Annotated in this window: 25 protein-coding genes; 12 read left to right on the forward strand and 13 right to left on the reverse strand. The window is 58.8% G+C overall.

All coding sequences use genetic code 11. The features are described 5' to 3' along the window. Positions 1 to 68 precede the first annotated feature (68 nt). On the reverse strand, positions 69 to 1265 hold the full coding sequence (locus ACN1C3_RS05475) for a fumarylacetoacetate hydrolase family protein (RefSeq protein WP_419114776.1): 1197 nt from the start codon (positions 1263 to 1265) through the stop codon (positions 69 to 71). Positions 1266 to 1385: 120 nt separating this feature from the next. Here ACN1C3_RS05475 and ACN1C3_RS05480 point away from each other — a divergent pair, with 120 nt between their 5' ends. The 5 genes from ACN1C3_RS05480 (at position 1386) to ACN1C3_RS05500 (ending at position 4665) form a co-directional block, all read left to right on the forward strand. After that, positions 1386 to 2375: a LysR family transcriptional regulator gene (locus ACN1C3_RS05480; RefSeq protein ID WP_419114777.1), complete on the forward strand. Its 990-nt coding sequence runs from the start codon at positions 1386 to 1388 to the stop codon at positions 2373 to 2375. 62 nt (positions 2376 to 2437) lie between these two features. Then, a complete protein-coding gene (locus ACN1C3_RS05485; RefSeq protein WP_419114778.1) occupies positions 2438 to 3103 on the forward strand; it encodes a M24 family metallopeptidase in 666 nt (221 codons plus the stop codon). 24 nt (positions 3104 to 3127) lie between these two features. Next, the gene (locus ACN1C3_RS05490; protein ID WP_419114779.1) at positions 3128 to 3481 is read left to right on the forward strand and encodes a gamma-glutamylcyclotransferase family protein; all 354 of its coding nucleotides are present in this window, start codon (positions 3128 to 3130) and stop codon (positions 3479 to 3481) included. Between the two features lie 117 nt (positions 3482 to 3598). Continuing rightward, on the forward strand, positions 3599 to 4027 hold the full coding sequence (locus tag ACN1C3_RS05495; protein WP_419114780.1) for a TOBE domain-containing protein: 429 nt from the start codon (positions 3599 to 3601) through the stop codon (positions 4025 to 4027). Positions 4028 to 4161: 134 nt separating this feature from the next. Then, complete coding sequence (locus ACN1C3_RS05500; protein WP_419114781.1) at positions 4162 to 4665, forward strand: N-acetyltransferase family protein; 504 nt, start codon at positions 4162 to 4164, stop codon at positions 4663 to 4665. A gap of 196 nt (positions 4666 to 4861) precedes the next feature. Here ACN1C3_RS05500 and ACN1C3_RS05505 read toward each other — a convergent pair whose 3' ends face one another. From ACN1C3_RS05505 to ACN1C3_RS05520, 4 genes are all read right to left on the reverse strand, one after another. Continuing rightward, positions 4862 to 5611 carry a hypothetical protein gene (locus ACN1C3_RS05505; RefSeq protein ID WP_419114782.1) on the reverse strand — a complete coding sequence of 250 codons (750 nt, stop codon included), beginning with the start codon at positions 5609 to 5611 and terminating at the stop codon, positions 4862 to 4864. A 169-nt stretch (positions 5612 to 5780) separates the two neighbouring features. Further along, complete coding sequence (locus tag ACN1C3_RS05510) at positions 5781 to 7307, reverse strand: DUF5666 domain-containing protein (protein ID WP_419114783.1); 1527 nt, start codon at positions 7305 to 7307, stop codon at positions 5781 to 5783. Next, positions 7304 to 8149: a DUF6502 family protein gene (locus tag ACN1C3_RS05515; RefSeq protein ID WP_419114784.1), complete on the reverse strand. Its 846-nt coding sequence runs from the start codon at positions 8147 to 8149 to the stop codon at positions 7304 to 7306. Before ACN1C3_RS05515 ends, ACN1C3_RS05510 begins: the two co-directional genes overlap by 4 nt. 204 nt (positions 8150 to 8353) lie before the next feature. Further along, positions 8354 to 8992, reverse strand: a complete 639-nt coding sequence (locus ACN1C3_RS05520; RefSeq protein ID WP_419114785.1) for a hypothetical protein — start codon at positions 8990 to 8992, stop codon at positions 8354 to 8356. Between the two features lie 397 nt (positions 8993 to 9389). On the opposite strand from ACN1C3_RS05520, the gene ACN1C3_RS05525 reads away from it, so the two are divergent. Next, complete coding sequence (locus ACN1C3_RS05525; RefSeq protein ID WP_419114786.1) at positions 9390 to 10085, forward strand: tRNA (adenine(22)-N(1))-methyltransferase; 696 nt, start codon at positions 9390 to 9392, stop codon at positions 10083 to 10085. 284 nt (positions 10086 to 10369) lie between these two features. Further along, the gene (locus ACN1C3_RS05530; protein ID WP_419114787.1) at positions 10370 to 10828 is read left to right on the forward strand and encodes a metallophosphoesterase family protein; all 459 of its coding nucleotides are present in this window, start codon (positions 10370 to 10372) and stop codon (positions 10826 to 10828) included. A 104-nt stretch (positions 10829 to 10932) separates the two neighbouring features. Here the strand turns inward: ACN1C3_RS05530 and cynR are convergent, their stop codons facing one another. Next, complete coding sequence (gene cynR / locus ACN1C3_RS05535; RefSeq protein WP_419114788.1) at positions 10933 to 11820, reverse strand: transcriptional regulator CynR; 888 nt, start codon at positions 11818 to 11820, stop codon at positions 10933 to 10935. 133 nt (positions 11821 to 11953) lie between these two features. On the opposite strand from cynR, the gene cynS reads away from it, so the two are divergent. Then, positions 11954 to 12424, forward strand: a complete 471-nt coding sequence (cynS, locus tag ACN1C3_RS05540; protein WP_419114789.1) for a cyanase — start codon at positions 11954 to 11956, stop codon at positions 12422 to 12424. A gap of 84 nt (positions 12425 to 12508) precedes the next feature. Next, a complete protein-coding gene (locus ACN1C3_RS05545; RefSeq protein ID WP_419114790.1) occupies positions 12509 to 13171 on the forward strand; it encodes a carbonic anhydrase in 663 nt (220 codons plus the stop codon). Positions 13172 to 13258: 87 nt separating this feature from the next. Here the strand turns inward: ACN1C3_RS05545 and ACN1C3_RS05550 are convergent, their stop codons facing one another. The 5 genes from ACN1C3_RS05550 to ampC form a co-directional block, all read right to left on the reverse strand. Beyond that, a complete protein-coding gene (locus ACN1C3_RS05550; protein WP_419114791.1) occupies positions 13259 to 15916 on the reverse strand; it encodes an FtsX-like permease family protein in 2658 nt (885 codons plus the stop codon). Next, entirely contained in the window at positions 15913 to 16590 is a 678-nt protein-coding gene (locus ACN1C3_RS05555; RefSeq protein WP_419114792.1) for an ABC transporter ATP-binding protein, read from the reverse strand. The genes ACN1C3_RS05550 and ACN1C3_RS05555 overlap by 4 nt, the downstream gene beginning before the upstream one ends. After that, positions 16571 to 17245, reverse strand: coding sequence for an ABC transporter ATP-binding protein (locus tag ACN1C3_RS05560; protein WP_419114793.1), 675 nt, complete (start codon positions 17243 to 17245; stop codon positions 16571 to 16573). The genes ACN1C3_RS05555 and ACN1C3_RS05560 overlap by 20 nt, the downstream gene beginning before the upstream one ends. Before the next feature lies 1 nt (position 17246). After that, the gene (locus ACN1C3_RS05565; protein ID WP_419114794.1) at positions 17247 to 17825 is read right to left on the reverse strand and encodes a hypothetical protein; all 579 of its coding nucleotides are present in this window, start codon (positions 17823 to 17825) and stop codon (positions 17247 to 17249) included. Positions 17826 to 17918: 93 nt separating this feature from the next. Next, a complete protein-coding gene (gene ampC / locus ACN1C3_RS05570) occupies positions 17919 to 19097 on the reverse strand; it encodes a class C beta-lactamase (RefSeq protein WP_419114914.1) in 1179 nt (392 codons plus the stop codon). A gap of 251 nt (positions 19098 to 19348) precedes the next feature. Between ampC and pcsA the strand changes: the two genes are divergently transcribed. Continuing rightward, positions 19349 to 20068, forward strand: a complete 720-nt coding sequence (gene pcsA / locus ACN1C3_RS05575; RefSeq protein ID WP_419114916.1) for a phosphatidylcholine synthase — start codon at positions 19349 to 19351, stop codon at positions 20066 to 20068. 75 nt (positions 20069 to 20143) lie between these two features. On the opposite strand, the gene ACN1C3_RS05580 is transcribed toward pcsA, so the two are convergent. Both ACN1C3_RS05580 and ACN1C3_RS05585 read right to left on the reverse strand, forming a co-directional pair. After that, positions 20144 to 20497: a DUF1428 domain-containing protein gene (locus tag ACN1C3_RS05580; RefSeq protein ID WP_419114795.1), complete on the reverse strand. Its 354-nt coding sequence runs from the start codon at positions 20495 to 20497 to the stop codon at positions 20144 to 20146. 184 nt (positions 20498 to 20681) lie between these two features. Further along, complete coding sequence (locus ACN1C3_RS05585) at positions 20682 to 21392, reverse strand: FadR/GntR family transcriptional regulator (protein ID WP_419114796.1); 711 nt, start codon at positions 21390 to 21392, stop codon at positions 20682 to 20684. A gap of 546 nt (positions 21393 to 21938) precedes the next feature. Between ACN1C3_RS05585 and ACN1C3_RS05590 the strand changes: the two genes are divergently transcribed. After that, on the forward strand, positions 21939 to 23285 hold the full coding sequence (locus tag ACN1C3_RS05590) for an MFS transporter (RefSeq protein WP_419114797.1): 1347 nt from the start codon (positions 21939 to 21941) through the stop codon (positions 23283 to 23285). 83 nt (positions 23286 to 23368) lie between these two features. Continuing rightward, entirely contained in the window at positions 23369 to 24721 is a 1353-nt protein-coding gene (gene gudD / locus ACN1C3_RS05595; protein WP_419114798.1) for a glucarate dehydratase, read from the forward strand. Positions 24722 to 24901 lie beyond the last annotated feature (180 nt).

Below are 24901 nucleotides of genomic sequence, written 5' to 3' on the forward strand. Positions count from 1 at the left end.
TTGCGCCTTATTATTAGATGTCCAGCGACCACCTGTTTTCTATCTGCCAGAACCTGTGGCAGGGCAAATCAGTGGTGAGATTTACCTGCCACCAGGCCACGAGCGGCCAGGTTGCCAATCAATGCACGCAGGCCGAACGTCCATGGTGTGGCTTCATTGCTGTAGGTGACGCGGTTGTGCAAAGTGCCCAGCAGCGGACTGCCGATGCTGACGCTATCGCCCGGCTTGTGGGTGAAGCCACTGCCCGGCTCTTCACGATCCTGCGTTGGAGCGAACAGCGTGCCAAGGAACAGCATGAAGCCGTCCGGGTACTGGTGATCGCTGCCCACGGTCTGGGCCACCAACTCCAGCGGGTCGCGACTGATCTGCTCCATCGAACTGCTGCCGCGCATGATGAAACCGTCATCACCTTCGACGTCCAGGCTGACCACGCAGCGGCGCACATCATCCAGAGAGAAGCCTTCGTCGAACAGGCGAATGAATGGGCCAATCGCGCAAGACGCGTTGTTGTCCTTGGCCTTGCTCAACAGTAATGCGCTACGGCCTTCGAAGTCGCGCAAATTGACGTCGTTGCCCAAGGTTGCGCCTTGTATCTGGCCACGGCTGTTCACCGCCAGGACGATCTCTGGCTCAGGGTTGTTCCATTTGGATTTAGGATGAATACCGACTTCACTGCCACTGCCGACGGAAGCGAGGACCGGAGCCTTGGTGAATATCTCCGCATCAGGGCCGATACCCACTTCCAGGTACTGCGACCACAAGCCCTGCTCGATCAACACAGCCTTTAGCCGGGCCGCTTCGGTAGAGCCGGGTTTGATCGAACGCAGATTATCACCGATAGCCGCCTTGACCAGGCTGCGTACGCTTTCTGCCTTGACCGCATCCCCACCGGCCTGCTCTTCGATCACCCGTTCGATCATGCTGGAGGCGAACGTCACACCGGCCGCCTTGATCACTTGCAGATCGGCCGGTGGCAGCAGAAAAGCTTTGGAAGGATCAGACCCCGGTCCCGTGTTGGCCAACAGCGCGTCAATACACCCGATGTATCGACCGCGAGTACTGCGAACGGCCTCAAGCGGTGAGGCGCTCTCCAGCAGATCGCTCAAGGTCGCGAACGCCTGCGACAAATCAAACACGCCATCGTCGCGCAGTACCACCGGCGATGGGCCTGCCGTCTCCCCCGGCACCCAGGCACGACCGATCAGAGTGCCTTCCAGTCCATCGAGCGGGAGGGTGTTTTTACAGGTCAATTTCAGAGTGGGCATAAGGAGATCCAAGTCAATTCGGTGACGACTGGGCGAAAACTAGTGGACTTGGTCGATAAATCCCAATGACATATTTTCAGCATTTGATATCGTTTCGTTATCAACCAGATTGAGCGCCTTATGGGAAACGACGAGATTTCATACGCCAGTGTCAGCAAATGGCTCAAGATCAAGCATCTGATGCTGGTCGATACTCTGGCCAGGACCCGCAATATGCACACCACCGCCGAGCTGATGAATCTGACCCAGCCAGCCATCAGCAAGATGCTGCGTGACATCGAACTGTTGCTCGGCTTTGCTTTGTTCGAACGGCAAACCCGCAACATGGCACTGACCGAACTTGGCGAATTCGTCGTCCGCTATGCCCGGATGACGCTGGACGACACACAGTCATTCGTCGATCAGCTCAATAAGCTGCGCAAAGGTGGGCATGGCCATTTGAAAGTCGGCGCGATTTTCGCGGCGACCTCAGTCGTGCTGCCCGAGGCCATCACCCGGATCAAACTGGACCGGCCCATGCTGTCCATCGAAGTGATAGAGCAAACCAGCAATCAACTGCTGGAAATGCTCGAGCATAAAAAACTCGATTTGATCATTGCCCGCTTCACCGATGAACGTTATCAGCAACCGTTCGAATTTCGTGCATTAGGGCCTGAGCCCTTTTGTCTGGTGGTCAACAGTCGCCATCCCCTCGCGCAGTTCGACGAGGTGGCGACCGAGCAACTCAGCGATTGGCCCTGGGTCATGTACCCCTTCAATGCCCCCATACGTCGGCGGATGGAAAGTGCCTTCACCGAGTTCAATATGCGCACGCCCACCAACACGGTCGAGACCATCTCGATGCCGACCTTCCTGCAACTGCTGCAATCGGGACCGATGCTTGCCATGTTGCCCGAGTCCATGGTCCAGCCACAGGTCCAGAGCGGTTTGCTCAAAATCCTCAACACGCCATTCAAAGTAGAACCTCAGGACTACGGCATCATCACGCGCAAGGACGAACCACTGACCGAAGCCGCCCGCGAATTCGCCGATACCTTGCTGGAGTTCGCCAGGCTGCGGCGCGAAGCGGGTGGGACGACGGGGGCAACAGGGGTAGACCTTGGCAATTGATTATCGCAATATACAAATCTATACAGCGATTGACCTGCACGCTCTTACAAAAGGAATGACAGATGACAACGGCCCTGATCGATAAGGAAGCGGTAGGTCAGAATTACACGCTGGAGTCGATGCGCCACGCGCAGCAAATGACCTGGCAGGCTATCGAACAGATTTCCCGCGCTATCTCGCCTGGCATGCGCGAGTCCGAGGCCCATTTGCGGGGCAAACAGATCCTGTCCGAACTGGGCATGGATCGAATCTGGCACCCACTGCTGATCCGCTTTGGGGCCAACACGCTCAAGACGTTCAAACAGCGCTCCGATGGCGATCCTGAACTGAATGACGAAGATATTTTCTTCATCGACATGGGCGCGGTCTGGCAAGGACACGAAGGTGATGCAGGGGCGACTTTCACCACGGGTTCCGACCCGGAAATGATCACCTGTGCCGCGGCCGCTCGGGAGCTTTTCAATCGGGTCGAAGGCTTTTGGCGCAGCGAGCGGGTTTCCGGCATGGAGCTTTATCGCTATGCGGCCGATCAGGCGCAATCCCTGGGATGGAAGCTCAACCTGGACATCAAAGGCCACCGAGTCAGCGATTTCCCTCATGCGATTCACCGGGGCGGCGATCTCGGAAATTTGGGCCAATACCCGACTGCCGGTTTATGGATTCTGGAAATCCAGATTGCCCATCCTGAGCGTCCATTCGGAGCGTTCTACGAAGACTTGCTCATCTAATCGACTATTGCTCAAGGAAACCTCATGACAAATGAAACAGAGCAACCGGTTCTGCTGTTCTCCTACGGCACCTTGCAGGATCAGGCCGTCCAACTGTCCAACTTCGGGCGCGAATTGAAAGGTCGTCCCGACACCCTGCCAGGCTACAAACAGAAGCTGGTCGAAATAACCGATCCCGCGGTGCTGACCGCGAGTGGAAAAACCCATCACCCCATCGTGCAAGAGAGCGGCGACGTGTCGGACGAGATTGTTGGCACCGTTTTCGAGATCACGGCGCAAGAGCTGATCGCTGCCGACCAATACGAGGTGGCGGACTACAAACGTGTCAGGGTCGCGCTTAAATCCGGAACCAGCGCCTGGGTTTACGTGCGAGCCTGATGCCTGGAGATTTCACGCCGACGGATGACGAATGGGCCACTGTAGTTGCTTTGCATCGCGCTAATCTTGATGATGCCCTACAAATCTTAACTCCCCGGTCAACAAGGACTCTCCGTCATGAAAGTTAGCGCACGCAACGTATTCAAGGGCAAAGTCAGTCAGGTACAAGAAGGCGCGGTCAATGCCGAAGTGGGTTTGACACTCCCAGGCGGTGAGCAACTGGTTGCCGTGGTCACCATGGAAAGCCTCAAGAATCTGGGTATTGCAGCAGGCAAAGACGTGATCGCTCTGGTCAAGGCCCCTTGGGTGATGCTGATGACCGAGTCCAGCGACATTCGCCTCTCTGCGCGCAATTGTCTGGAAGGCAAAGTTGTCAGCGTCAACGACGGCGCCGTCAATGCCGAGGTGGTGATCCAGCTCCCAGGCGGTACCGAGGTGTACTCGATCGTCACCCGGCATGCCGTGGCAGAGTTGGGCCTGGCACCGGGTGTCAGCGCCACTGCGGTGATCAAGGCGTCGCACATCATCCTGGGTGTTCCGGCCTGATAGGCATAAGCCTTCATGGTGTTACGTATGGGACGATCAGCCACCGCTCGAACGTTCCTTACTCTCGCAAGCCAAGGCAGACTTCGAAATGCTCCAGGTAGCGTGACAGGATAAAAATCTCAAGGAGGAAATGAATGCCATTGGAAGTCCGTGAAGCTTTAAACACCGATAACCTGCGCATCAGCCAGATTGCAGCCGAAACCTTTGCGCTGGCTTGCCCGCCTGATACCCCAGGCTCGGAAATCGACGCGTTCATTCAGGAAAATCTTCTGCCTCAACACTTTGAGGAACTACTGGATGACGATGACAAGCAGCTAAGAGTCATCCTGCGTGAAGGAGAAGTTATCGGTTACAGCCTGGTGAGCTACAGACCCGACACGCTTGGAGTTGCCCAAGCGGATAACGTCCCGGAATTGACCCGCTGTTATCTGTCTGCGAGTCATCATGGGACCGGTGCGGCTCAGTTCTTGCTCAACAGCACGTTGCGTTGCATTGAGGGACCTATTCGGCTGACGGTCAGCGAAGCCAATGAGCGAGCCATTCGTTTCTATCGGCGCAACGGTTTTGAGACGGTTGGAGAAACAACCTTTCAGTGCGGTGCGGATCTACATCGGGATTGGGTGATGCTCCGAAAATAGTAACTCCTCCCAAAACCGTGTCTCTACAGCGCCATGTTGTTCGGCTGCAATACCCTACCTAATGTCTACTTTTGGCCGTTCTCGCCGGACGCGCCTGTTCGATTCGGGTCGATTTCGGTCAGTCGCAGAACCAGGCAACTCAGTAACACGAATGCAATGGTACGGCGACGGGCGAACGCTGCCGGCACCGGAAATATCAGAAAGTGTGCTTGAGCAGCAGCCCACCCTCCGCGTCCGGGCTGGCGTCGGAAAAGCCCTTTACCGCATACAACTGGATCTTCCAGTTCTGGTTGAGCTTCTGAGTGACGAAGAGGGTGAGCTCCTTGATTTGGTCGCCACTGGAGACGACTTTCTGTCGCCAGTCGTAGGAGGCGCCCAGAGAGGTAAGCGCGGCCACTGGTATGGAGAAGCCCAGGCTGGCAAATATCGGGTTGTCGAAGTTGGTGCCGGACGGATCGCCGAACTTCTTCCAGCCCAGGGTGGCGAACCCGGTCACCGGGCCAAAGGCCTTGGTGACGTCGACTTGGGCGGAGTAGTCGGTTTTTCCGGTGCCCAGGCACTTGTCCTCGTCGGCAGTGGGGAGTTTGACCTTGCCAATCAGATCCAGCAGCACACCGCCCTGACTGCCGTCGAGCACGGCATAGCCGGCACTGGCGACGGTGTCGCCGAGACCGCTTTCCATTTTGCTGCATCCGCCCGGCAACGGTTCGCCATCGGGGCCGACCGAGGGGTTGGTAATGCGCAGCCAGGGAACGGTGAGTTTGTACGTCATGGGTCCGGTTTCGTACTTGCCGACGAGCGGGACGTACCAGATTTCGGATGTGGTACCGGTGCCATAGTCACCTCGTGAGTAGTCGAAGCCGATCGAGGTGCTGAATGTATTGGCCAAGGCCGGCAAGGTTAAGCTGGCGAGCAGACTGGCGAGCAGGATGCGCTTGGATTTCATGTTCACCTCGTGTATCCAGTCATCGAAGTTCACAAAGCATTTTTTTTCGCGCGACCACCAATGGGCACGTGCGGATAGCGCGGGTCACCTTTGCGGCGTCATGGCGCAAACGCGATGGGACTTACCCAGCCTAGTTACTTATGACGATAGTGCATCATGACCGCACTGTTTAATCCTTCTTTTCAGGACGTTCCGGGCGCTCCACCTTCTCCACCTTCTCGGGTCGTTCGACCTTCTCGACCTTTTCTGGTCGTTCGACTCTCTCGACCTTCTCTGGTCGCTCGACTTTCTCGACCTTTTCTGGCCGTTCGACCTTCTCAACTTTGTCTGGTCGCTCCACCTTCTCGACGCGCTCTACTTTTTCGGTCTGTCCCACGTTCTCCAGTTTCTCGATGCCCCCGCGGCTGTCGTCGCCCCCGTGATGGCTGTCGCTGCGTGAGCCGTCATCGGTCTCGGTCCGGCCGCTCTTGTCGTCGCCTGAGTCGTCCGCTCTCCGATCGGTGTCGCCGTCAGTGGCGCGAACTCGCCCGGGTTGGTTCCCGGCTGGCGTATCGGAGCGCTCGTGGCGGATCTCGATGCGCGTTGCCCGTACCTCGCGCGCACCGCTGAACACACCGCTCACCCGCACGCGTTGATCCAGCGCCAGTTCGGACGGCTGCTCACCGACAAACACTGCGTTGTGCTCCAGCGTCACGTTGAAGCCACCCACAACCAAATGCCGGTCCTGCCGCACCTGCACCAGGCCTTCGATCACCGCCTGGTGTGCCCGGCCGATGAAGGGGAGGCTCGGGTCGGGGCGGCTCTGGGTAACGTCCAGTTCACGACCGGACCAGTGGCCACGCACCAGCACTTCTTCCGCTGGCGCAGGGTGATTGCTCAGCTTCAGCCCCTGGAGACTGCCGGTGCGATCAATCGAACCGATGGCACTGGCGTCCCTGAGGCCGGGCGCCCGGTCGATGCGGCTGGCCACCACCTCGCCACGGGCATTGCGCAGCCCGCTGACCCGTACCGGCTCGCCCGCGCGCAGACCTTCAGCAACCCACGCGCCGCTGGCCAGGCGCACCGGTTGCCCCATGACCCGCAGTGGCGCCGAAGCGCTCGGGAGGGCCGTCAACGGTCCTTCATAGATGTGCAAGATCGAGATGCGCCCGGCCTCCAGGCCGCGCTGAGAGGTGACCGCCTCCACTGCGACCACTTGGCCTACCGCCAGTTGGGTGCTGGTGGCAGCGATGCCGTTCTCGCTGACCGGTACGTCTTTGGCAAAGTGCACTTCCACGCCATTGATGCAGATCGAGGCGAACCCGGTGATTGTGCCGACGATACCGGTGCCGCCAGTACCTCCCGGACGCTGCATGATCGGCGCGCCGGTGCCCCCAACTCCACCATTTTCGGTGCGAATGCCGGTGCCACCCACGCCGCCTGCCACCGCGCCGGTGCCACCGATGCCTCCAGGGCGCTGCACGATCGGCGCGCCAGTGCCGCCGGCCCCACCATTTTCGGTTTGGATGCCGGTGCCACCCACGCCACCTGGCTTCGCGCCGGTGCCGCCCGTGCCACCCGGACGCTGCATGATCGGTGCGTTGGCTATGCCCACGTCATCCTGGTTGACGCAGGCCGGCGCGGCCTGTACCAAAGCGGGAAGTCCGAGGCCCAGGGCGAGGGTGATGGCACGAAAAAGGCGTAGGTTGGCGGTCATTGTTTGGGGGCCGTCGGTGAAGTGGGTTCGGTGGGCTCCGTGTAGAAGTAAAGGCCGATAGTGATGCGCTGGCGCGGTTCGAGACCGGGCAGGTCACGGCTTTCGAGTTCAGTGGCGAGCCGGTTAAAACCTAATAGGGCCTGCATACCCTCGTTGGCGACGGCCTCGCGCAACTCGTCGACGCTGGCCGGGACCAGCGCGTCGTAATGGACGCTGCGCTCAAAAAAAGCCGGACCTTCCCCGCTCAGGTTGTGCACCGCAGCGCAGGCGTGATCGTGCAGGTTGTGACCTAAGTACGCGGCTTTCTCATCGAAGCCCTTCTGCGGCACGAAGGCCTGGACTTCGAGGTGGACGCGATCTTGCTCGTCGAGACGAACGATGCCCAGGCGCAGCCATTCGTCCAGCACCACCCGCGCGCGGATGTCCGTGCTGATCTTCGCGACCAAGGCGTCGAAGGAGCAGTCGCCGCCGACACTGGCGAGTCGCGGCAGGGGCAGCGGCTGGCCGGAGCGCTTGCAGAAGGGCATGCTGTTGGTCCAGGTGTTGACCAGTTGCGCACCGAAGGTGACGTTTTCGGGAAGAGCGGTAAATGTCGTGTCGCTCGTCTTACGCAAGCGCCGCACATCCTTGCGGTGAACTCCAGTGAGCAGGTTGATGCGGCTGTCGCTCGGGGCTTTATCGTCAAGGCGAAACTCACGATCCGCCACATCGACGAAGACCTCCTTGAGCAGGTCGGCGAACACCGAATAGGTGACTCCTTTACGGAGCATCAGGCGTACCAGAGGGCGCATGACATGCCTAAGGGCTTTTAGCAGAGAAGCAGGCAGGGTGGGCGATTGCATTCAGCGCATTCCTCGACAGATAAACGCAGTATAGCGGTGCGGGAAAAAATCCCATGAGAGCTAGTGCGAGTTACCCCCCTGCCAATTTTCAGGCCCGACCACTGGATTCATCTATGACGCTTGGTGAGGGGGACTGACCTGCTGCGCGCAAACGCCTCATACAAAACCAGTCCCCGGAGCTTTGTTTGATGCCATCAGCCTCCGTCAGACTCCGCTGTTATCAGCGTCGGGTTCGCCGCCGACATGATTGCCACGATCATCACCCGGTTCACCCCCCACATGATTGCCACGGTCGTCACCAGGCTCGTCGCCAACATGATTGCCACGGTCGTCACCAGGCTTGTCGCCAACATGATTGCCATGATCGTCACCGGGCTCACCACCAACATGATTGCCATCGTCATCGCCGGGCTCACCGCGAGCGTGATTGCCATGATCATCGCCAGGCTCTGAATGGCTTCCGTTGCGCCCGGAGTTCGAGTTACCAGCGTTGCCTTGGCCTGAATGCCCATCTCCATGGTCGCTCCCGCTGTGACCGCTATTGCCACCGCCGCTGCCGCCATTACCACCACCGCTGCCACTTCCACCATGACCACTTCCGCCACCATTACCACCACCGCTGCCACCTCCATTGCCACCTCCGCCACCATTACCGCCACCACCACCACCACCACCACCACCACCACCACCACCACCACCACTACCACCACTACCACCGCCACCACCGCCACCGTCTTTGGCATATGCACTTGAGCTATGTGAAACAGCATCAGGTACCAAAACGATGGAAGCCGACAAGACTCCACCGATTGCCAAAGCCAATAAAGCCCTCTTGAAAAGCATATGAACCTTCATCTTGTGTCTCCTGGTGATTTACCGCGAGCAGAGCCAATGCAATCCGGGAGCCGCATACCTGGAAGCAGCCCCTCACCCTAAAATTTTTCTCCTGAATCATTGGCGTGGGAAATTTTCCCATGTAATGAAAGTTAGTTCGCTTTGGCCAAGCGTCAACCCGCCCACGGAAAAGCCGACCGGCGGTTGGGCGCAGGAGGACGTCAAAAAAGAAGTGGCGGCGGGGTGATATAGCTCCGGTGCCCACTGGCGTGGGATACGCGAGCGGTAGGTACGGGTCGAGCCATGGCCCTGGTCGCATAAATTTGAAATGCACGGCGTTGCTCGACAGAATCGCGCCCCGATCCGGCCAAAGGTGGCGGACGTTCGTGGTGAAAAGGGGCTGCAGTTGAACGAACAGACATTGTCCATGCGCCTGGAGCGCGTGGCGGCGCATGTGCCAGCAGGTGCACGCCTGGCCGATATCGGCTCGGATCACGGCTACCTGCCGGTGGCGTTGATGCGCCGTGGCGCCATCGCGGCGGCGGTGGCCGGCGAGGTGGCATTGACGCCGTTCCGCTCGGCCGAACGCACCGTGCGCGAGAACGGCCAAGACCTGCGGATCACCGTGCGCCTGGCCAATGGCCTGGCGGCGATCGAGCCGGGAGACGGGATCACGGCGATCAGCATCTGCGGCATGGGCGGCGAGACGATCCGCGACATCCTCGACAGCGGCAAGGCGCGTCTGAGTGGCCAGGAGCGCCTGATCCTGCAGCCCAACGGTGGCGAGCAGCCACTGCGCCAATGGCTGATGGAAAATGGTTACCGCATCCTCTGCGAGGAAGTGCTGCGGGAAAACCGCTTCGACTACGAAATCATCGTCGCCGAGCGCGCCGGGCCGGTGATGTACACCGCCAAGGAGCTGTACTTCGGCCCGCTGCAGATGCAGACACGCAGCCCGGCGTTTCTGGTCAAGTGGCAGCGCATCCTGCGCCAGAAGCAGCAGACCCTGACCCACTTCGCCCGGGCGCGGCAGGCCGTGCCCGAGGAGAAGGTGCAGGACACCGCCCGGCAGGCCCGGTGGATCACCGAGCTGCTGGCTTGAGCCCGGTCTAGGGGTTGTACGAAAAGTGCTTACGCGTCGATCATGCTGTCTTTACGACAACCGACACTTCGCGTGAATCAGCCGAGCCGGCAGTGCAGCCTGAACTCAACAGGAATCTGATGGAATGCAATTATGTTGTGGGGGAGTGGCTAGTCTTAACCGCGACAAGCGCACCCCAGCAGGGTCAGTATGGCCGTCTATGACTTTGCGAGCTGACCGCGCACGTCGAGGGCGCTTGGTTAGTTGTACTTCTTTCGCTTCTTGAACCTGGTCTGGTGCTTTGCATGAAAGTTGGAGTGATTTCCGATACCCATGGCTTGCTCCGCGCCGAAGCCCGTGCGGCCTTGGAGGGCTGTGAACGGATCATTCACGCGGGCGACATCGGCAACCCCGAAATTCTCGATCAACTGGAGTCTATCGCCCCGTTGCACGTAGTACGCGGGAACAATGACCTAGACGCCCCTTGGGCAGAAAACCTCGCCGACTGTCTACGTTTCGATCTCAACGGATGGCAGACTCTGCTGGTGCATGACATCGCCGATGTCCCAGTCGTGATCGATGCAGGCATAAAGCTGGTGATCACCGGCCATTCGCATAAACCACGCATAGAGTGGCGCGGCGAACAGCTATACCTCAATCCCGGCAGCGCGGGACGGCGGCGCTTCAAGCTGCCGGTGACGCTGGTTTTGCTTGAGGTGCTTGAGACCTCAATTGAACCGCGTCTGGTCTCGCTACTGGAATGATTTTTCCCTGGACTGTCTTGGCAAGACACACATTTCCACCGCCACCGCGTAAATTTGACGTTTTCCAAGCTCAGTGCAGGTTGAGCCAGACTGATCGGGGGCGGTCAAGCGTGATGCAAATACCCACCTATCACCAGATTGACGAACTCGACAGACGCCGCGCTGTGATAGTTATTTTTCCTGCGTAGCAGCGCGGCTGCACGTTTGGGGGCTTCCCCGACCATCTGAATCTTTCTGAGTGCCCGATCCTGTGTGGCGATGGCTTCTGGAAGGATGGTGGCGATTGCGGTGTGGCGTATGACTTCCAACAGGGTGTTTACCGAGTTGACCTCGATCATCACTTTGGGCGTGATTTCCTGCTGCAGGAAGTACTGGTCTATGCAGGTGCGGGTGATGAAGTCCGGGGTCAACAGCGCGAACTCCAGTTGCGCCACTTCGCTTGTGGTTAGAGGTTTCTGACGCTCATACAACGGGTGATCACGCCCCACCATGATGCCCAAGGTCTCGACAAACGCAGGAATGCACTCGATGTCGGCACTTCTCACCGGAGTGAATGCGATGGCGAGGTCGAGGGAGTCATCGGCCAATCCTGCCTCTATGTCGTCCATCGACAACTCGAAAATCTCGAGATGAATATTCGGAAATTTCGCCACGTAATCCCGAACCAAAGGGCCCACGAGGTAAGCCATAAAGGTCGGCGTCATCGCTAGCCTCAAGGTTCCTCGAGACAAGTCCTTCACATCATGCAGCGCGCGCTTGCCCGCCTCCAGTTCGATCAGCACCCGACGTGCGCACTCGATGTACGCCACCCCCGCATCGGTGGGCTTGACCGAGCGCGAGGTGCGGTCGAACAGGTTGACGCCCAGGGACTCTTCCAGCTGCCTGATCTGTTGCGAAAGCGTGGGCTGGGACACATGCAGCGCCTCTGCGGCGCGGGTAAAGCCACCGTGGTCAGCGACTGCCAGCAGGTAACGAAGATGTCGAAGCAGCATAGGAATCCTTCTATAGGCAGTGCTTATGCCTTTCATTGTATATGGGTCTTGGACGCTATCGATCAAACGCCGCAAGATTCATCCAGACCCCACCACACCACTCAATGATCGTTCCCCTGATAGGAGTCACACCATGCAACAGTCTCACGCTTACCAGGACCCAAGCCTGGCCCTGACCACCGCAATCCTTGATGCCAAGGCCCGCAAGAACCTGTCCTGGCAGGACCTGACCGACGGCACTGGCCTGAGTCTGGCGTACGTGACCGCCGCCCTGCTCGGCCAGCATCCGCTGCCAGAAGTTGCTGCCAACGTCGTGGGTGAAAAACTGGAGCTGGACGCCGATGCCGTGGCTCGGCTGCAGATCATCCCGGTGCGCGGCAGTATCGCTGGCGGTGTCCCGACCGACCCGACGATCTATCGCTTCTACGAAATGATCCAGATCTACGGCACCACCCTCAAAGCACTGGTTCATGAGCAATTTGGCGACGGGATTATCAGCGCGATCAACTTCAAGCTCGATATCAAGAAAGTCGAAGACCCGGAAGGTGGTTCTCGTGCCGTCATCACGCTGGATGGCAAGTTCCTGCCACTGCGTCCTTTCTGAGTCAGGCCCGGCCCGCAACCCGTTGCGGGCCAAACCCTACCCCGCGTTCTTGTTTATTCAGCACATTTGGCTCGAGGATCACCCATGAAAGCGCTCATAGATGGATTTCTGAAGTTTCAGAATGAAGCATTCCCCAAACGTTCTGATCTGTTCAAACACCTGGCAACGACGCAACACCCCGGTACGTTATTCATTACCTGCTCCGACAGCCGTGTTGTTCCAGAACTGCTGACCCAACAAGAGCCCGGCGAATTGTTCGTCATCCGCAACGCCGGCAACATCGTGCCTTCGTACGGTCCTCAACCCGGCGGTGTATCGGCCACGGTTGAGTACGCCGTCGCGGTATTGGGCGTCACCGATATTGTGATCTGCGGACACTCGGACTGCGGCGCGATGACCGCTATCGCCAGCTGCAAATGCATGGATCACCTACCTGCTGTCAGCGGTTGGCTGCAACACGCCGAATCGGCAAAAGTGATCAACGAATCCCGTCAGCACGTTTCCGACGCCGCCCGGGTGAGTTCTATGGTCAGGGAAAACGTCATCGCTCAACTGGCCAACATCCAGACCCATCCCAGCGTCCGGTTGGCCCAGGAAAAAGGCCAACTGAACCTGCATGGCTGGGTGTATGACATTGAAACCGGTTCGGTCGATGCGCTGGATGCCAACAGTCGCACATTCGTTTCTCTGGCCGAGCATCCGACCACCTGCGCCGTTTACGCCAAATCGGTTGAGGTTGCCGCTTGAACCGCTTGAAATGAAACATAATCTGGCCCGCATTCGTGCGGGCCTATAGAGAGGGAAACCGGGTTGAGCGCACACTAATTTGAAGCCCTACAGTTCGCGCATGCGCTGCACCGCAGGAACCCGCGTATCGCGCAACGCCCCCAACACGGCGATGACAATAGACATCAGGGCCAGGGAAATCAGCGCGCCCAGATAGAGCCAAGGGATCTCCAGGCTCTGCGGAGGCGGATCGAACACGCCAGTCAGTAGTCTGACGAGCATCCAGGCCAAGCCGAAGCCGGTGAGCACACCCAAGCTGGTGCCAGCGACAAACTGCAGCAGTGCCTCACTCCAGATGAAGGCGCCGAGCTGGCGTGGCTTGGCGCCCAACGCCGATAGAATGGCGAACGTGCGGCGCCGTTCAGCCAGTCCGAGGGCCAGCATCAACCCGCTGGCGGCGGCGACCATCAGCAGCGCAAAGCTCAACTCCAACTGCGCAAGTCCGCGAAGATCGATGGCCGTCAGGCCGGAAGCAATCAATCGGCGTGCCTCGCCGAGGTCACTGACCTTGCTCCCCGGCAGGTCGGCGACCACCTGCCGAGCAGCCTTGGCCAGCCCCGTGAGATCCGCTGCATCGCTACGCAGCAGAACGATTTCAGCCCCCAGCGCGCCTGTCTGTTGGCTCACATAGGCCGCATTGGCGACCAGAAAGGAGTCATGGGGCGCCGTCGGGAACTCCCGGACCAGGCCGATAAAGTGGAAGCGTACGCTGTGGTACTGATGGTCGGCGTCGCTCTGCAGTCGCAGGTTCAGTTCATCGCCGAGCTGCAACTGGAAATCCTGTGCCGTTTCTTCGGAGACCAGCACGCCGTCCGGCGTTTTTCCCAGCAGATCGAGTGACGCCTCGGCACTTGCACCTTGAAAGTAAGCGTCGGCCAGTCGCGTTGCCTCACCGATATGCTGGGGATCAATACCGTAAAGATCCTGCAGATCGTTGCCGACATAGGCGTAGCGGTGCTGCATCGGCTGCGCGGCCTTTACATCTGGCAACCGCGCCAGCTCGTGCAAACGACTGGATGCAGGGCTCTGTGCGGTACCGGTGACGGTGACGTCGGCCCCGTTGGTCAACTCGGCGTCGACCCGCGCCTGAGCGTTGTAAGTGGTATTGAAGATTGCCGTTGAGGTGGCAAAGGCAAAGCCCAGCGCCGCCAAGGCAATGCCCTGGGTCACACGCCGGCGCTGCTGGCTGATGGATGCCGCCACCAGATCCGCCAGCGGCCCAGCCAGTGTGCGCAGCAGACGGGCCAGCGGTCGACGGCCATGTTTCAGGGCGAGCCCGCAGAGCCGCAGAATCAGCAACCCCATCCCCAGCCAAAACAACAATGGCGCGACGAATGCCTGGTAGTCGATCTGGGCTGTCGGCACGCCCTCCGGCGCCAGCACCAATTGGTAGCCGCTGCTCGAGGTGCGCCAGAACACCGCACCTGACAGTGCCAGACAGATGAAGTCCAGACCGATACGTTGCCAAATCCGTGGAGGCCCTTGCTCGTTACTCATGCGTGCCTGCTTGACGGTCACCTGCCGCAGGTCATGCCAGGCGGGCAGCAGGATGGCCGCCTGTGCCAATAGCAGGCCGATCAAGGTGGCGATGCCAAGCCAGGAAACACTGGCGGCCTGAAATAGCCCTCCCGTCAACAGCAGCGGTGCCCACAACGCGGCCAATGCCACCCCCACGAAAAGACCGCCGAGCCCGATCATCGCGGCCTCGGCAGCAGCCAGCCAGAGAATGTCGGCAGACACGGCACCGCGTATACGCAGCAGGGCCTGTTCGTGCCGACGCCGCTCGCTGCCGGAAGCCGCTACGGCGAGGGTGAGGAACACCGCCAGCAGACAACCCGGCACGCCAAGGAAAAGAAACAGGACGCGGGCATAGAGGGCATCACCGCGCACCGCGTCGAGTCGCGCCGCCAGATTGTCGGCGAGCACCCCGCGCCCGGCGATACGCGCCTCCAGATTGCGGGCCGCACCCTGGCTGAAAATGAAGGCTGTTTCAGGGGAATCCGGCAGTTGGCTACGTTCGAGTGCGATATGTAATTGCAGGCGGACCGAGTCCGGCCTGACGTACGCTTGCGGATCGAACAACGAATGCCAGAGTGGCAACGGCAGCAACAGCACATTGTCCGGTGGTGCCTGAGGGGCAGCACCGGGCGGTACACCGATGGCCTGGAACAAAGAGTCGGCGGTGGGCAGGTCAACCACCCCGCTCACTCGTACCTCGGCGGCTGTCAGCCCAGGCCTTTGGATGGTCAGCAGGTCGCCGGGCGCTACATGCAGGTTGGCCGCGGTTTGCTGGGCGATGAGTACGCCGTCGTCGGTACCGACCAGCAGCCGGATCTGTCCCGGAAAGTCCCGAGCATAGTCGGCTCCCAGTCCCAATACTTTACCGGCACCGGTGGTTTGTACCGTTCCCCCCGTCTGCGCCTGGAAGCCCTCCACACTGGCATACCCGACCGTTTGCTGACGGCTGACGCGTGCGGCCTTGGCGACTTCCATGGAAATACCCGCAAGCTCCTCCCCCGGCACCCGTTGCACTTGCCAGTCCACCGGGATTTCCCTGACCGCCCGGGCGGTCATGCTGGCACCACTCTGGGTGAGAAAAACACCCAGCAGCGTCAACAGCGCCACGGTGAGAGCGACGCCGGCCATACTGCCAGCGAGTCGTCCTCGGCGTGCGCGGACCAGGCCGCCGAGCCAGATCCAGATCATACCGAGCCTGCGAATCGTTCACTGACACTTAGCAGGCCATGCTCCATTTGCCAGTGGATCTCCATCCTCGCGGCGATGACCGGGTCGTGAGTGGCAATCAGCAACGCACAGTCGCTACCCTCCAGGTGCCTGAACAGTGCGTCGAGCAGGGCCTGGCCGCTGACCTGGTCGAGCTGCCCGGTGGGCTCGTCGGCGAGAATCAGTTTCGGCTCTCCAACGATGGCTCGGGCCATCGCGACACACTGCATCTGCCCGCCGGACAGTGTCTGCGGCAGTTTGTCAGCCAGCGAGAGCAGGCCAAACATATTGAGCGCAAATTTAACGCGGGCACTGCTATCTCTGTCGCGTCCGGCCATCAACAGCGGCAAGGCAACGTTCTCGGCAACGCTGAGTGAGTCCAGCAGGCTCGGTGCCTGGAATACCAGGGCAATTTTGTCCGGTAGCAGCGACTCAATCGACCCCAGCGCTGGCCACGCAAGGCTTCCACTACTGGGTTCATCGAGCCCGGCGAGCAGATGCAGCAGCGTCGATTTACCGCTGCCGGAACGGCCGACCAGCGCTATCCGCTGGCCGGGCCATATGCGCAGAGTCGCCGAACTCAACGCCACCACGGCCTCCCCGGCCTGCAGGTAACTACGCCCCAGGCCTTCGGCCTCAACGAGCGGCGAGGCCATTGACCAAACATCCATCATCGAGCCGCAGCAGCCGATCGGCTTTGCTGGCGAGTGCACGGCTGTGGGTTGCGATCAACATAGAGCAACCCTCACGGCAACGTACTTTCAGATAGTCCAGGATGTTCGCCTCGGTCAGTCCATCCACTTCGGCGGTCGGTTCGTCCGCCAGTAGCAGCGCTGGCCGAGTGCACAGCGCCAGCGCCAGCCCGGCGCGTGCCACCTCGCCACCGGAAAGCTGCGACGGGCGGGCCTGCAGGCGCTGAGCAAGGCCCAGTGTCTGTAGCATGGCATCAACTCCGGCCCATTCGCGCAGGCCCGCGAGCTTCAGTTGCAACCTTAGATTGCGCTCCAGGGTGAGGTGTTCGAAGAGATTGCCTGACTGCATCAGGATGCCGATATGCCGCGCACGCAAGCCTGCACGCTCACGCTCGGTGCGCCTTGAGATACGTTGCCCCATCACTTCGACGATGCCGCCATCGGGGTCGTCCAGTCCGGCCAGACACGCCAGCAACGTGGACTTGCCGCTACCGGAAGGCCCCATGACGGCGACGAACTCGCCTGCGGCGATCTGCAGGGACACGCCCTTCAGTGCCGCTGTCTCGACGTCGCCGTTATGGTAGAAGCGGTAGAGCCCGCTCGCCGAGAGAGGCAGCATCTCAGTTCCAGCGCAACGAATTGGCCATCAACCGCCATTGATCGGCATTGTCAGCGCCCACAGGCGCCCACAGGTCGAGAGCGGCCTGCCGACCATCGTGATAGAACAGGTAGCGTTCGTGCTCCAAACGCAACTGACGGTGGGTCACGGGGTTGGGTTCTGAATCGGAGTTGTAGCGAATGCGGATGGCCGGACCGCCCTTGAGAGTGACGCTATCCACTTTGCCCGGTTCGACTTTATTTCCGGCCTTGACCAGCGCCGGCACCTCGACGGCCTTGGCCGACTCCACGCTGGGCGCGGCAGCCACCTGAGTAACGCTCAGGTCAACGGCATTGAACTTGTCAGCGAAACGCGCGCCGTCGTCACGCTCGGTTCGCGCCCACCCCTCGGGAACCTTGAGCGAAAGCCCAAGGGGTGATGGATAGGTAACAAAGACCTGGGAATCAGGAATGTCGCCTGGAGGATTTTTTTCCTGCTGGGCGGCAAAAACAGCGGAAGATGACAAGCAGACCGCCACGATGATGGCCGTGAGGCTCTGGCCGATGGCGAGTCGTGGGAAGCGTCGAATGCAGCCTTTCATGTTGGCCTCGGCGTGCAAGCTGATGGGCAAACGACAGCCAGTGTCGCGCCTACTAAGCGTAGGTGACTTTCGATCTATAGGCCTTGAACAACCTCAGTTCTTTACCCCCGAGCAGCAATCCAGCTGGCTCAGGATTTGATGCGCCAGGCGCACGCGGGACTCGTTGGGATAATTCTTGTTGGCCAGTATCACAATGCCGAGTTTCTTCGCTGGGATGAAGGCCACGTACGCTCCAAAACCGTTGGTTGAGCCCGTCTTGTTAATCCAGACCGTTTGCTGCGCAGGCATGGGCGGAATCAGCTCAGTGGCCGTCGTGCTCTCATAGGCCATTTTGTCCGAGTTGCCTTCCAGTAGCGTATCCAGCGTCACCGGATAGTTGTACTGCTCCCAGATCAGGTCCTGGGTCATCGGCCCAGACTTGAAATAGCCTATATGGGTCGCGGTGATCGCTTGCGTGAGTATGGCGTCTGTCTTGATGGGGGACAGGTTCGCTTCGACGAAGTGAATCAAGTCTGAGGTGCTGGTTTTGATCCCGTAAGCTTCGGCTGCCAGCACGCCTGGATTGACCCTGACTGGAGCGTCCTGTTTGTTGTAGCCCTGTGCATAGAGCGACATCTTGCTCGACGGCACATTGATGTAGCTATTGCGCATACCAAGTTTGGGGAAGAGCCGTGCCTCAATCGCCTCCTCAAAAGGAATGTTCAAACTCTTGGCTGCAATCATGCCAAGGAGCCCGATACTCGGGTTGGCGTAAGTCCTGTGGGTGCCGGGAGCGAATTGCGGTTGCCAGGCGCTGAAGTAGCCCATCAACTGTTCGTTGTTCTGGACGTTGTCAGGAACCTGGAGGGGAAAGCCTCCTGCTGTATGGGTCCCCAGATTGATCAGCGTCACCTTGTCCAGCTCGCTGCCCTTGAGTTGCGGCAGGTACTTACCGGGATTGTCGGTGAGTGAAAGCCGGCCGCTGGCCTGAGCGTACGTGGCGAGGGTTGCCGTAAACGTCTTGCTGATCGACCCAATCTCGAACAACGTATCGCGGGTGACCTTTTGATCGGTTTGCCGGGAAGCCACGCCGTAGTTGTAGAACTGTTGTTTGCCATTCGCGGTCACTGCGATAGCCAGCCCCGAAATATTGTGCTGTTGCATCACCGACTGGGCGGCGTCGTGTATGAGGCTGTCGATATCTGGCGCTGTACTCGCGGCTGCGAAGGTGCCGAAAAACGTCGTGCAGCCCAGGAAGAGAAGCTGTGCGAGGATCGTTCCATTTGGGCGCATTGAGGTCGTCCGTCGAAGATATTTTATTGGGAGGCGGAAATTATCACCCAACTGCGCTACTCCAGAGCAGCTAGTGTTAAGGAATGTTTCGTTGGTCCGTGGCAATGCTGCTGTGGCCTGATTGCCCCAAAGTTTTTTGCGGGTGAACCTTATCCCCGGATACCCGGTCGATAGATGCAACCTGGCCAGGTTAGCCGGTGAGCCCATCGGTGGTGGCAACTGGCCTGCCTTACTTCCTGGAGAACGTCCCCGTGATATCGACTCAACACATCGCCAGGCTCAAAGCATGGGGCGCCCATGGTTTTACTGCCACCGGCGTGGTCACCGCCTTCCTGGCAACCATCGCATTATTCGAGAATCAGCCAAAAGCCTGCCTGCTGTGGCTGGGCGTCGCTTTGATAGTGGATGGACTGGACGGTGCGCTGGCACGCAAGGTCAATGTCCAAACCGTATTGCCGAGTTTCGACGGGTCCATCCTCGATCTTGTCATCGATTATCTGACGTATGTGTTTATCCCGGCCCTGTTCATCTATCGCTATGTCCCGCTGCCGGACTACACACCGCTGCTGACCATCTCGCTGATCCTGGTCTCGTCGCTCTTTTGCTTCTGCAACGTGAACATGAAGAGCAAGGACAACTACTTTCAGGGCTTCCCCGCAGCGTGGAACGTCGTCGCCCTGTGCCTGTACATCATTGCTCCAACGCCTTGGCTAACGCTGCTGACCATTATCGGATTGGCACTGTTGACGATGACCCGGATGAAGTTTCTTCACCCCTTCCGCGTGCGTCGGTTCATGCCGATCAACATTGCAGTGACGGCCGTTTGGCTGCTGTGCAGCCTGTCACTGGTGGTAAACCATCCCCACATCAACCCTGTGGTGATGGGGCTGTGGCTCACGATGTCAGCTTATTTTCTGGGTATCTGCATCTGGCGCACGTCGATCGAGTGGCTCGACAGGTCACGTGTATAAAGATAAAGCGTGCGAGCCGCACGTGATTCGATCTCGTCCTCACGTCCCGCGTGGGACGAGATCACGTTGTGACGTCTACACGTTCACGATCATCTCGAAGCCACCGAAAATCATCCGTTGACCATCGAAAGGCATCGGGTTGACGTCCGGTTTGAACCGGGGATCGGCCATGGCCTTCTGCATACCTGCATCGCGGGTTTGTCGCGAGGGCCAGATGATCCACGAAAAGACCACGGTCTCGTCCTCCTTGCGTTTCACCGCCATCGGGAAAGAGGTCACCTTGCCTTCAGGCACATCGTCCCCCCAACACTCGGTGACACTCAATGCACCGTACTCTTTGAAGATTGCTGCAACGGATTCAGCATGCTGCTTGAACATTGCGCGATTGGCGGTAGGCACGGCGGCAATGAAGCCATCAACATAGGACATGACTTATCTCCTGACTGGATTGCATAAATTGCTGCAATCGACCTCGGAGTAGTTTCCTTCGTCTATTGCAGTTCGATCTGCTGGTTAGTCGATCCGGTTGACGTCATATCGACAGGCCCGTTCACGAAAATCCGATCAAGCCGACCGACGGCCATCGACGGTCCACCGCCCCACTGTCACCTGATCACTCTGCAGAAAACCTGTCACGACTGTTCGTCAGGTGTATCCACATCGCCGCTCGAGCGGCGTCCGGGTCCTGCTTTTTGATGGCATTGAGAATGGCCTCGTGCTCAAGATTGGCAAGGTGTCCAAGCCTGGCCAAGTCGACTCCGCCGCGTTCCGTGGCGTTCACGCGAGTTCTGGGGATCATGGAGCTCCCCAAATGCTGCATGATTTCGGTAAAGCAGGTATTACCTGTGGCCTCAGCAATGAGTAGATGAAAGCGTTTGTCCGCTTCGACACAGCTGTCGTTATTGGCCAATAACCGCTGATAGTCGTCCAATGCTTTGCGCATCTGCGACAACTGTTTCGGGCTGCGACGCTTTGCGGCCAAGGCTGCTGCCTGGGTTTCGAGGCCCATGCGCAACTCTAAAATGCTCCGCACACTCATGGCTGTATCGACATTCAGTCGCAAGCCCTGCTCGGGTAAGCGTTCAAGAACAAACGTGCCGATGCCGTGACGAGTCTCCACCAGACCAGATGCTTGCAACTTCGAGATGGCCTCGCGCACTACCGTGCGACTGACACCCTGTTCGCGAACAATCGCGTTTTCTGCGGGAAGCTTTTGCCCAGGCTTGATTTGGCCCAGCAAAATGCTCTGGGTCAGTACTGCAACCAATTCATGTGCAAGATTGTGGGAGCGCTTGGGAGCAGGCGCACCAGTGTCGTTTTGCATAATGGTCATCCGGAAATCTGGGCTATCAAATCGTAACACCTTGCCTGTTTTGTGCGGCGTTCAGTGCCGTATTTGTCATGAAGTGGCGCTTCAAAATCCGCACTAACTTGTATGACAACACTCAACAAAAAACCTGTAATTCGAATTTTCTGGATCGTCCCTCAGAAGCTCACCGCCTCGAAACCACCAAAATCACAGCCTCGACGAAACCCTATAACGCTAAAAAACCTATAAATAAGGGCTATCAAGCGTTCTTCGTGGGCTTAAACGCATAAAAAATGGGAATTTTAGAACGATAAAATTAATTCTCCTGTCTTGTGACGGAAAAATCTCAGTTGTATGATGTCTATCAACTAAAGTCGCACCCCTTCTAACAAAAACCGCGAAACAGGCTAACTCACCATGAATCCACAAGCACTCAAGGCCATTCTTTCTGAAGGTCCACGTTCCTCCCCTGACACCGATTTCGATACTGCCCCGTAGACGCCCTACTGACACCTAATCAAGTCGTACCCCGCATAAAAATAACGAGTGGGAGATCAGATTGTGAACACATCCAATTCCAGGGTGAGTGACGGCGCAGATTCGGCTTTGCTTTCGGCGGTTTCGAAAGTAAAGCGTCATGTCCTGCCCCTGTTCGTCATCATGTTTATCGTTAACTACATTGACCGAGTGAATATCGGCTTCGTGCGTTCGTACATGGAGCACGATCTTGGCATTGGTGCCGCAGCCTACGGTTTCGGTGCCGGTTTATTCTTCATCGGTTACGCGCTGTTCGAAGTCCCTTCCAACATGCTCCTGCAGAAAGTCGGCGCCCGCATCTGGCTGACCCGCATCATGCTGACCTGGGGGCTTGTCGCCACCTGCATGGCGTTCATTCAGAACGAAACCCACTTCTACATTTTGCGTTTTCTCCTGGGCGTTGCCGAAGCAGGCTTCTTCCCCGGCGTGATCTACTACTTCACCCGCTGGTTGCCTGGCGTGGAGCGCGGCAAAGCGATCGCCATCTTTCTCAGCGGCTCAGCAATTGCCTCGCTGATCTCCGGACCTTTATCGGGTTTGTTGCTGCAAATCACGGGCTTTGGCCTGCACGGCTGGCAGTGGATGTACTTCATTGAAGGGCTGTTTTCAGTGGCGCTGTGTGTCTTCGTCTGGTTCTGGCTTGATTCCAGACCCCACGATGCCAAATGGCTGACCCGCGCTGAACAGGATGCACTGGTCAATGCCATTGATGCAGAGCAACTGGCGCGTGAAGCCGCAACACCGATCAAGCCGACCTTGGGCAAACTGCTCAAGGATCGCCAGATCCTGCTGTTCTGCCTGATCTACTTCTTCATCCAGCTGACCATCTATGCCGCGACATTCTGGCTGCCGAGCATCATCAAGAAGATGGGCGATCTCAGCGACCTCCAGGTCGGGCTGTTCAATTCGATTCCGTGGCTACTGTCTATCGTCGGCATGTACGCCTTCGCCTCGCTATCGACCCGTTGGAAACACCAGCAAGCCTGGGTCGCCGCTGCACTGTTGATCGCCGCTGCCGGGATGTTCATGTCCACCACCGGCGGGCCGATCTTCGCCTTCGTCGCCATTTGCTTTGCGGCCTTGGGTTTCAAGTCGGCGTCGTCGCTGTTCTGGCCGATTCCACAGGCGTATCTGGATGCCCGCATCGCCGCAGGTGTGATCGCACTGATCAACTCAGTCGGCAATCTCGGTGGCTTCGTGGCACCGACCACCTTTGGACTGCTGGAAGAACGCACCGGCTCGATCCAGGGTGGTTTGTACGGCTTGGCCGCGACATCAATCATAGCCGCGATCATCGTCTTCGCCGCCCGCAACACGCCTAAAGGCTCACCCGCCGTCGCGATAGGCAAACCGGCCCCTAGCCACTCCTGACAAGGACGGGGCCGAGCGCCAGTGCTGACAAAGACCAGGCAACGGCCCCGGATCAACCGAATACGAACTTACAGGACAACACAATGAACACCTCGAACGCTCAAGACGCTGGCAAAGCCCCGGTTATTACCAGCATGCAGATCGTCCCGGTGGCCGGCCACGACGGCATGCTGCTCAACCTCAGCGGTGCCCACGGTCCGTTCTTCACCCGCAACATCGTGATCCTCAAGGACAATGCCGGTCACACCGGTGTCGGCGAAGTACCGGGTGGCGAGCGCATCCGCCAGACCCTCGAAGACGCCCGTGCACTGGTGGTCGGCAACACCCTTGGCACTTACCAGAGAATCTTGAATAACGTGCGCCAGGCCTTTGCCGAGCGTGACTCCGGCGGCCGCGGTTTGCAGACTTTCGACCTGCGCATCACCATCCATGCCGTTACCGGTCTGGAAGCCGCCCTGCTCGATCTGCTGGGTCAACACCTGGACGTACCGGTCGCGGCTCTATTGGGTGAAGGTCAGCAACGCGATGAAGTGAAAATGCTCGGTTATCTGTTTTACGTTGGTGATCGCAACAAGACCAACCTGGCCTACCGAAGCGAGCCAGATGCGGATAACGACTGGTTCCGCGTGCGCCATGAACAAGCCATGACTGCCGAATCCGTAGTGCGTCTGGCCGAAGCGGCTCACGCCCGTTATGGCTTCAAGGACTTCAAGCTCAAGGGCGGCGTGTTAAGCGGCGACGAAGAAATCCAGGCCGTCACCGCCCTGGCCGAGCGCTTCCCCGACGCGCGTATCACGCTGGACCCCAATGGTGCATGGTCGCTCAAAGAAGCCATCCGCCTATGCCGCGATCAGCATCATGTGCTGGCTTACGCAGAAGACCCCTGTGGTGCAGAGAACGGTTTTTCCGGGCGCGAAGTCATGGCCGAATTCCGGCGTGCGACCGGCTTGAAAACCGCGACCAACATGATCGCCACCGACTGGCGCGAAATGGGCCATGCAATCCAGCTGCAATCGGTAGACATCCCGCTGGCCGACCCGCACTTCTGGACCATGCAGGGCTCGGTTCGCGTGGCGCAGATGTGCAACGAATGGGGGCTGACCTGGGGTTCGCATTCCAACAACCACTTCGACATCTCATTGGCGATGTTCACCCATGTGGCCGCTGCCGCGCCGGGTGAAATCACCGCCATCGACACTCACTGGATCTGGCAGGACGGCCAGCGATTGACCAAAGCACCGCTTCAAATAGTCGACGGCTGCGTGCAAGTCCCAAAAAAGCCCGGCCTGGGTGTCGAGCTGGATATGGACCAAGTGGCCAAGGCCCACGAGCTGTACAAAGGCATGGGGCTGGGCGCGCGTGACGACAGCGTCGCCATGCAGTTTCTGATCCCTGACTGGAAATTCAACAACAAACAACCGTGTCTGGTGCGCTGAACCCGGACCACTGCCCTGATGTGTAGGAGCAGCCGGTCGACGCTCGATTGCTCGCGATGGACGTTAACGATAACGGGCATTTTCTGAATAAACGCATCGCCCTTGAGTCCATCGCGAGCAAGCTCGGCTCCTACAGAGACCTCATTTCCTTAATCTGACCGGCCCTGGCGATTCAACAGA

This window comes from Pseudomonas sp. H11T01 (genome assembly GCF_048515765.1).
Taxonomy (GTDB): Bacteria; Pseudomonadota; Gammaproteobacteria; order Pseudomonadales; family Pseudomonadaceae; genus Aquipseudomonas.

Bases quoted from the DNA above. Each gene is read 5' to 3' on its own strand.
- gudD (WP_419114798.1), top strand. From the start codon at position 23,369: ATGAACACCTCGAACGCTCAAGACGCTGGCAAAGCCCCGGTTATTACC.
- ACN1C3_RS05545 (WP_419114790.1), top strand. From the start codon at position 12,509: ATGAAAGCGCTCATAGATGGATTTCTGAAGTTTCAGAATGAAGCATTC.
- ACN1C3_RS05480 (WP_419114777.1), top strand. From the start codon at position 1,386: ATGGGAAACGACGAGATTTCATACGCCAGTGTCAGCAAATGGCTCAAG.
- cynR (WP_419114788.1), bottom strand. From the start codon at position 11,820: ATGCTGCTTCGACATCTTCGTTACCTGCTGGCAGTCGCTGACCACGGT.
- ACN1C3_RS05520 (WP_419114785.1), bottom strand. From the start codon at position 8,992: ATGCTTTTCAAGAGGGCTTTATTGGCTTTGGCAATCGGTGGAGTCTTG.
- ACN1C3_RS05560 (WP_419114793.1), bottom strand. From the start codon at position 17,245: ATGCTGCCTCTCTCGGCGAGCGGGCTCTACCGCTTCTACCATAACGGC.
- ACN1C3_RS05580 (WP_419114795.1), bottom strand. From the start codon at position 20,497: ATGTCCTATGTTGATGGCTTCATTGCCGCCGTGCCTACCGCCAATCGC.
- ACN1C3_RS05555 (WP_419114792.1), bottom strand. From the start codon at position 16,590: ATGGCCTCGCCGCTCGTTGAGGCCGAAGGCCTGGGGCGTAGTTACCTG.
- ampC (WP_419114914.1), bottom strand. From the start codon at position 19,097: ATGCGCCCAAATGGAACGATCCTCGCACAGCTTCTCTTCCTGGGCTGC.
- ACN1C3_RS05530 (WP_419114787.1), top strand. From the start codon at position 10,370: ATGAAAGTTGGAGTGATTTCCGATACCCATGGCTTGCTCCGCGCCGAA.
- ACN1C3_RS05585 (WP_419114796.1), bottom strand. From the start codon at position 21,392: ATGCAAAACGACACTGGTGCGCCTGCTCCCAAGCGCTCCCACAATCTT.
- ACN1C3_RS05510 (WP_419114783.1), bottom strand. From the start codon at position 7,307: ATGACCGCCAACCTACGCCTTTTTCGTGCCATCACCCTCGCCCTGGGC.
- ACN1C3_RS05500 (WP_419114781.1), top strand. From the start codon at position 4,162: ATGCCATTGGAAGTCCGTGAAGCTTTAAACACCGATAACCTGCGCATC.
- ACN1C3_RS05505 (WP_419114782.1), bottom strand. From the start codon at position 5,611: ATGAAATCCAAGCGCATCCTGCTCGCCAGTCTGCTCGCCAGCTTAACC.
- ACN1C3_RS05565 (WP_419114794.1), bottom strand. From the start codon at position 17,825: ATGAAAGGCTGCATTCGACGCTTCCCACGACTCGCCATCGGCCAGAGC.
- ACN1C3_RS05485 (WP_419114778.1), top strand. From the start codon at position 2,438: ATGACAACGGCCCTGATCGATAAGGAAGCGGTAGGTCAGAATTACACG.
- cynS (WP_419114789.1), top strand. From the start codon at position 11,954: ATGCAACAGTCTCACGCTTACCAGGACCCAAGCCTGGCCCTGACCACC.
- ACN1C3_RS05495 (WP_419114780.1), top strand. From the start codon at position 3,599: ATGAAAGTTAGCGCACGCAACGTATTCAAGGGCAAAGTCAGTCAGGTA.
- ACN1C3_RS05475 (WP_419114776.1), bottom strand. From the start codon at position 1,265: ATGCCCACTCTGAAATTGACCTGTAAAAACACCCTCCCGCTCGATGGA.
- ACN1C3_RS05515 (WP_419114784.1), bottom strand. From the start codon at position 8,149: ATGCAATCGCCCACCCTGCCTGCTTCTCTGCTAAAAGCCCTTAGGCAT.
- ACN1C3_RS05490 (WP_419114779.1), top strand. From the start codon at position 3,128: ATGACAAATGAAACAGAGCAACCGGTTCTGCTGTTCTCCTACGGCACC.
- ACN1C3_RS05550 (WP_419114791.1), bottom strand. From the start codon at position 15,916: ATGATCTGGATCTGGCTCGGCGGCCTGGTCCGCGCACGCCGAGGACGA.